The sequence below is a fragment of the Waterburya sp. genome (genome assembly GCF_058530065.1).
Genome location: NZ_JBZNBU010000232.1, coordinates 1 through 1,005, shown reverse-complemented (window position 1 = coordinate 1,005; position 1,005 = coordinate 1). Strand labels below are relative to the sequence as shown.

1 pseudogene is annotated in these 1,005 nt (G+C 39.3%); it reads left to right on the top strand.

The window, feature by feature from the left end:
• Nucleotides 1-94: 94 nt before the first annotated feature.
• Nucleotides 95-1,005, top strand: a pseudogene (locus tag AC33VI_RS14090) (ABC transporter ATP-binding protein); the annotation flags it as partial.

Below are 1,005 nucleotides of genomic sequence, written 5' to 3'. Positions count from 1 at the left end.
TTAATTCTTTACTACGGGAATCGGGGTTAAGCTAGATAGATTTTTGCTAAAAACGGTATTATCTGTAGCAAACATTGCAACAATCTACTCTAAGATGGCAAAACTGACTTTACAAAATTTACAAAAGAAATATCGCTCTGATGTCATTCCTGTTAAAGATATTTCTCTGGAAATCAACGATGGCGAATTTCTGACTCTATTAGGTCCTTCTGGATGCGGTAAATCTACCCTATTACGCTTAATTGCAGGTTTAGAGTCTCCTACCAAAGGACAGGTAATTATTGGCGGTAAAAACGTCAATCAGACTCCTCCAGGCGATCGCAATATGGCAATGGTGTTTCAAAGTTATGCTCTCTATCCCCACATGACAGCTGCCGAAAATATTGCCACTGCTTTAAAATTACGCAAAATGCCCCCAGCAGAAATTAAGCGTCGGGTTGAAGAAGCCGCCCGACAACTAGAATAAGAAAATCTCCTAGATCGCAAGCCAGGACAAATGTCTGGCGGACAAAGACAAAGGGTAGCCCTCGCTAGAGCTTTGGTTAGAGATCCTGAAGTGTTTTTACTAGACGAACCTTTAAGTAATTTAGATGCCTTGCTGCGAGAGCAGGTTAGAGCGCAAATGAAACAGTTATTTAAAGATCAAAATAAACCCGTAGTTTACGTTACTCACGATCAAACCGAAGCCATGACTCTTTCTAGTAAAGTGGCTGTATTAAATGAAGGCAACATTCAACAGTTAGATCCTCCCAGTCGTATTTATTCCCATCCAGCAAATATTTTTGTGGCTAGTTTTGTTGGTAGCCCTCAAATGAATCTTTTAAACTTAATTTGTGAAAATAACCAGGCTATTTTAGGAGAATATCGGATCGAGTTACCCAAACAACTACAATTAGATAAATTAGATAAAGTTGTTCTGGGAATTCGCCCTGAAGATGTTGATTTGGCTGATGGAGAAAAGGCAGCAACCATAACGGGAAAAGTATATTTAGTCGAACAATTAGG